The sequence below is a fragment of the Anabaena sp. UHCC 0253 genome (assembly GCF_009712085.1).
Classification (GTDB): Bacteria; Cyanobacteriota; Cyanobacteriia; order Cyanobacteriales; family Nostocaceae; genus Dolichospermum.
On sequence record NZ_VILD01000007.1, the window covers coordinates 248,670 to 254,734 of the forward strand.

Consider the following 6,065-nt stretch of genomic DNA (forward strand, 5'->3'; position numbering starts at 1 on the left):
ATTACATTATAATATAGCTATGAATAAAAACGTTAAAGAACAAATCCAAGTAGATTTACGCCAAGCTAAAGAAACAGGACAATTAAAAGCTGAACGGATTCGGGAAATTGTTAAATCTGCTGTTTCTCAAGTAGGTTCTGAGTTTCAAGAAGGTTCTCATGAACTGCGTAATTTAGTTAATGATGCTGTTTCTACGGTCATTGAGAATTTACAAGATAAAGGTAGTGAAGTTAAAGAAGGAGTAGTAGCTTCAATTGAAGGTGCTATGGAGGCTATAAATATAAAAAGACACTCAGATATTGTCAAAACACAAGGAGAAATAAAGCAGCTACAAGCTCGATTAGATAGAGAAGAAGATGAACTTCAATCAGAAGTTGAAGGAATTTTAACAAAGATAGTAGAAACAAGTCAAGATAAATCGGCGGATACAAAAATTGCTATTAATTCAGCAATTGATGCTATTAAAGATAGTGAAGAAGTGGGTTTATTAAAGAAACGCTATGCACAATTACAAGCACAATTAGCAATTGTCAGAGCAAATTTGTCTGCACGTTATAGCGGCAGAGATCAAGAGGTACAGGATTATTTAAATGAAGCAAAACAATGGTATGATAAATCCCACACCCAAGCTGAAGCTGTCAGCTTACAGGTAAAGGAAAAATACTCGCTTCTAGAACAAAAAATGTTAGATGCAGGTGCAGCAATAGCTAAAAAAGAACGTCAATTAAAACAAACTTTGCGTGAGTTACTTTTAGCAACGGCGGATTTTTTCAAAGACAAAGAAGTTGCTGATAAAGATATTCATTCTTAAGAGTTGTTTAGGTTCACCTATTACCTATTTGTAAGATTTAGATCCCCGACTTCGTAGAGAAGTCGGGGATGTTTTAGTAAGTACCTTCCCGTCTATCCATGTTTTCTCCATGTTTGACAATTACCCAAACTGCATGAATGCTACCAGGAAGCCAACCAAGTAGGGTAAGCAAAATGTTAATTAACAACGTTGGTCCAAATCCAACTGTCAGAAAAACTCCCAAGGGGGGTAAGAACAAACCGATAAGTATACGCAATAAGTTCATGGATATTTCCTAGTTTTGATATTATGTTGACCTACTGACTATCTTGTAATTCCAACCCTTTTTCTGCGAAGTATTTACTCAAAAAGGTATTAGCTAAAGACAGAACTACAGGACCGAGGATAAAAGCCAGAAATCCTTGAACTTGAAAACCTGGAACTAAAATTGATGCTAACCAAAAACAAATACCGTTGACAACGAGGGAAAAACCACCCAAAGTGAGATATGTCAAAGGTAAAGATAAGGTAGTAAGTGTGGGTTTAATTCCACTATTAATTAAACCAATTACAGCAGCAGCAATTAAAGCTGAGGGAAAATTAGCAATATTTACCCCAGGAACAACTAAATCAACAATTAGCAAACTCAAAGCTGTAGCGAGTGCGATGAAAAAATATCCCAACATTATTTTACCTCAGTAACAGCAATATCAGTGCTATTACTATTTTTAAATATGGATGAATATTTGACATCTTCTCATAGGTGGAATCAGGATCTATCCTAAGTTAGATTAAGCATAATAACAACAACTAGATCCCTAACTTCTTAGCAAAGTTGGGGATCTAAATACTTTTAGCTTTGATTACTATAGTAAAGAGAAGATTTATATAAAACCTGTTCTTGATGGGTTTCTAAGACGCAATCAGATAAAGGATAGCTGACACAGGTAACAACATATCCCGCTTGAATTTCCTGGGAACGAAGAAATTTTTGTTCAGTTTGATCAACTTCTCCCTTGATAAGTTTAGCAACACAAGCGGAACATTCTCCTTGTTTACATCCTGATGGTAAACGAATACCAGATGCTTCTGCTATGTCCATTATATATTGATCATCTGGTACTTGAATGGTGCGATTTAATCCGATATTAGGATTGATGAATTGAACTTGATAAATAGCCATACCAATTTTAGAATTTTTTTCACGCAGAGACGCAAAGACGCGGAGAGAATTAATTTTATTGTTTGATTCCTTTCATTGATAAACTGATTCGTTTGAGTTTTTCGTTGATTTCTAAAACTTGGACTTTGACGACTTGTCCGACTTTGACGATTTTTTTGGGATCATCTACAAATTTATCAGCAAGTTGGGAAATATGCACTAAGCCATCTTGATGTACACCAATATCAACGAAAGCACCGAAGTTAGCAACGTTGGTAATCATTCCTTCTAGTTCCATTCCTACTGCTAAATCTCTAATTTCTTTGATTCCAGCTTTGAAGGTAGCATATTTGAATTCAGCGCGAGGATCTCTTCCTGGTTTCTCTAATTCGCTGAGAATGTCGCGCAGGGTTGGTTCTCCAATTGTGTCGGTAACGTATTTTTTAAGGTTGGCTTTTTTGAGGTTTTCAGCTATTTGGGTGACTTGATTTAAGGATACTCCTAAATCAGCAGCTATAGATTCTACAAGGGGGTAACTTTCAGGATGAACTGCGGTATTATCTAAGGGGTTTTCTCCACCACGAATTCTCAAGAAACCTGCTGCTTGTTCAAAAGCTTTGGGACCGAGTTTAGCTACTTTTAAAAGTTGACGACGATTTTTAAATGCTCCTTTTTCATTGCGATAGGCAATAATATTATTGGCTATGGTGGGGGTGATTCCGGAAACAAAAGTCAGCAGTTCTTTGGAAGCGGTATTTAAATCTACACCCACATAGTTAACGCAACTTTCTACGGTTTCATCTAATTTCTTTTTCAGCAATTTTTGATCAACGTCATGTTGATATTGTCCGACACCAATTGATTTAGGATCGATTTTGACTAATTCCGCTAAAGGATCTTGTAATCGTCTACCAATACTAATTGCACCCCGCACGGTAATATCTAAATCAGGAAATTCTTCTAGTGCTACTTTACTGGCAGAATATATAGATGCACCAGATTCATTTACCATAACTTTAACTGGTTTATGGGCTATATTTGGTAATATTTCGGCAACAAATTCTTCTGTTTCCCGTGAAGCTGTACCGTTACCAATAGCAATTAATTGAACTTGGTATTTTTCTAGTAACTTTTTAATAGTTTGTGCGGCTTTTTGGCGTTGTTCTGTTGCTTGGTGCGGAAATACGGCTTGATATTCTAAAAATTGACCAGTTTCATCTAGTATGGCTACTTTACACCCGGTTCTAAAACCAGGATCTATGGCCATTGTGGGTTTCATTCCTGCTGGTGCTGATAATAATAATTCTCGCAAATTCGTTTCAAAAGTTTTGATTGATTCTATGTCAGCATAGGTTTTTTTCTCGTTAATTACTTCGCTAATTAACGAGTTTTTCATCAAGCGGTTAAAACTATCTTTTAACATTCCTTGATAAAAGTCACGAATGTTGCGAACTTTAGTTTTAATTTCCTGAGATTCTAAATAATCAAGGACAAAATCTTCGTCAAAAGCGACCTCAAAGTTGAGAATTTTTTCATCATCTCCCCGACATAAAGCCAACATATTATGAGGGGCAATATTTTTGACTTTAATTTGATAATTTCGGTACATTTCAAATTTGGTTGTACCTTCGGGATGTTCGTTTTTGATTTGCGAAATAAACACTCCAGTTTCTAAGAGATATTCGCGGATATATGCGCGTAATTCGGCTTTTTCTGCTACTTCTTCTGCTAAGATATCAGATGCACCTTTTAAAGCTTCATCTGCGGTTTTTACTCCCAAACTTTCCGAAATATACTTTGCTGATTCCTCTTCTAATGATGCAGAAACACCATTTTTCGTATTTAAGGACTTAATAAATGTAGCAAGGGGTTCTAGCCCTTTTTCCCTGGCAATAGTAGCACGGGTCCGACGTTTTTGCCGATAGGGTAGATATAAATCTTCTAGTTCGGTTTTTTGTAAACAAGATTCTATTTTTGTTTGTAGTTCTGGGGTAAGTTTATCTTGTTGGGCGATCGCATTCACAATCACTTTCTTTCTATCTTCTAATTCTGTTAAGTAATTATGCCTATCTTGTAAGTCCCGTAATTGTACTTCATTCATTTCATCAGTCCGTTCTTTACGGTAACGCGCAATAAAGGGAATTGTCGCTCCTTCTGCTAAGAGTTCTAGCGCATTTTGTACCTGGTGGGGTTTGAGTTTTAATTCGCTTGCAAGGAGTTGAGAAATATTCAACATTAGGTATTTAAATTGAAAGTGTTAAATTGATTCCAGTACGGTTGGATAGTGTTAGTTTAATCTACCAAATAATGGCATCATTTGAAAATGGCTATTCCTGAGCGTTACAGGAAAAAGTCTTGCCATTTTGGCTTACTTAAGTATACTATTAATAACATTCCTGAAAATAATCAAAACCTACTGGTATTAATCAGTAGCTCGTAGTTTAGAGATTAGTAGAAATGCCTTTATTTTTCTTGATGACATTAGTTACAGGTGTAATCACCGGCTATCTCTTCAAAAGAAATGATGATGAAATCACCTATATTGCAGGTGTTTTAACAGCAGTCATTTTTATTGTGAGTTTAGTATTAGCACCTTGGCAAATTCAGTTCGGTTTGTTGATTTTTGTCTTTATGATCACCAACAAACTGCTGCACAAACATAAAAATTGGTTGTAATTTTATTTAGTATAGAAATATCAGCAATTAGACAACTATCTACTCTCGATAAAAAAGTGTAGATAGGGTTTGCTGAAAAAGTTATCTGTGAGGGGAGGGAACAGGGAACAGGGAACAGGGAACAGTTTCAACTATCTGGATATCCTCAATTTCCCATATCCGACAAGGAAAAATGCAACTGTTTTGAGACACCATAAGCTAAAACCTTGCACTTGCTTGTTCTTGAAATCCGCGAAACCCCTATTAATAGACGGTTACAGCTTTATTCAGCAAGCCCTAGATAATCAATTAGGGAATAGGCAGTAATTACCTTTTCCTCAATTAGCAGATCAAAATTGATCACTAGCTAATTGGGTTAAATAGCTGTTGTCTATTTTTTTTGCGGTAAATACGGTTTAAATGAGTGACTAATTTAGCTTATTATAGTATAGATATCCTCTAATGTTAGAAGATATTACCAGTATTGAAATACTTCTTAATGTCAGTAACCCGTCCCTCAAGGGACTGGGCTTGTAAGAGCAATTAAGCAAGCCGTACTGACCAGACCACACTGAGCATAGTCTCATGGTAGCCGTTATTTGAGTCACGACACCCTGGAATGCGTAGCCCCTTCGGGGTTCAGCAGTCGCTCATGGGGGAAACCCCCAAGACCGCGCTGCTTCACTAGTTCCCTGCCCTATCGCTTGTAATTAAACAGTTTTAAGGTCACTGAAACAGTGTCGCAAGCCTAACAAGCTCTTATAACTGGTCGTTCGCGCAGCGTGCCGTAGGCATCAGCTAACATTACCCCAGAAATGGGAGGCTCTTTGGAGTAATACATTATGCGTACAGAGTTGGGAAATTTGAATCGGTAATTGTCCCGTTGAAAGTACATCACAAAAGTACCCCGAATGGACTAACTCCAAGGCGGTAATGACAAATTACTCAAGGCGGTTAAAACCGTGGTCAGTGAGCTTGTCGAACTGCTCGTGCCGTGGCTGGTGAGCAATGTCGAACCATCCCTCTCAAGGCTAAAGCCGCGCTCGTTTCCTACTTAGGGCTTGCTGAATAAACATAAAACCGGGACAAATAGATGACTTGATGGGGATAGAAAGTGAAAAAGGTGCAAGAAAAAGAGTTAAAATGAGTAAAATCCCTTGCATTAAGGCGCATTAAGATGTATAGAAAAGCGCAAGAACAGGAAACAGCACCGGAAAAGTTTCAACTACCCTTCGAGGAGAAATTGGCATTAGACAACCGATGGGTAATTATGGCAAAAATGATCCCTTGGTCGGAATTTGATGGCGAATACGCAGCAATATTTTCAGAAAAAATAGGCGCACCAGCCAAAACATTTAGGATGGCACTGGGGGCATTAATAATCAAAGAAAAGTTAGGAATAAGTGATAGAGAAACAGTAGAACAGATCAGGGAAAATCCTTATCTACAATACTTTAT

7 protein-coding genes are annotated in these 6,065 nt (G+C 37.2%); 3 read left to right on the forward strand and 4 right to left on the reverse strand.

Going from position 1 to position 6,065, the window contains the following annotated elements:
- Positions 1–19 precede the first annotated feature (19 nt).
- Positions 20–811 (forward strand): histidine kinase, encoded by a 792-nt coding sequence (locus FJR38_RS19475; RefSeq protein WP_168538859.1) that lies wholly within the window; start codon positions 20–22, stop codon positions 809–811.
- A 73-nt stretch (positions 812–884) separates the two neighbouring features.
- Here the strand turns inward: FJR38_RS19475 and FJR38_RS19480 are convergent, their stop codons facing one another.
- From FJR38_RS19480 to FJR38_RS19495, 4 genes are all read right to left on the reverse strand, one after another.
- Positions 885–1,076 (reverse strand): YqaE/Pmp3 family membrane protein, encoded by a 192-nt coding sequence (locus FJR38_RS19480; RefSeq protein WP_168490797.1) that lies wholly within the window; start codon positions 1,074–1,076, stop codon positions 885–887.
- A 31-nt stretch (positions 1,077–1,107) separates the two neighbouring features.
- Complete coding sequence (locus tag FJR38_RS19485; RefSeq protein WP_168538861.1) at positions 1,108–1,476, reverse strand: phage holin family protein; 369 nt, start codon at positions 1,474–1,476, stop codon at positions 1,108–1,110.
- A 167-nt stretch (positions 1,477–1,643) separates the two neighbouring features.
- On the reverse strand, positions 1,644–1,973 hold the full coding sequence (locus tag FJR38_RS19490; RefSeq protein ID WP_168538863.1) for a 2Fe-2S iron-sulfur cluster-binding protein: 330 nt from the start codon (positions 1,971–1,973) through the stop codon (positions 1,644–1,646).
- Positions 1,974–2,028: 55 nt separating this feature from the next.
- Positions 2,029–4,188, reverse strand: a complete 2,160-nt coding sequence (locus tag FJR38_RS19495; protein ID WP_168538865.1) for a Tex family protein — start codon at positions 4,186–4,188, stop codon at positions 2,029–2,031.
- Between the two features lie 221 nt (positions 4,189–4,409).
- Between FJR38_RS19495 and FJR38_RS19500 the strand changes: the two genes are divergently transcribed.
- Together FJR38_RS19500 and FJR38_RS19505 are read left to right on the forward strand one after the other, a co-directional pair.
- Complete coding sequence (locus tag FJR38_RS19500; RefSeq protein WP_168490791.1) at positions 4,410–4,628, forward strand: hypothetical protein; 219 nt, start codon at positions 4,410–4,412, stop codon at positions 4,626–4,628.
- A 1,156-nt stretch (positions 4,629–5,784) separates the two neighbouring features.
- Positions 5,785–6,065: transposase (locus FJR38_RS19505; RefSeq protein WP_168538867.1), on the forward strand; the 281-nt coding region annotated here is incomplete at its 3' end.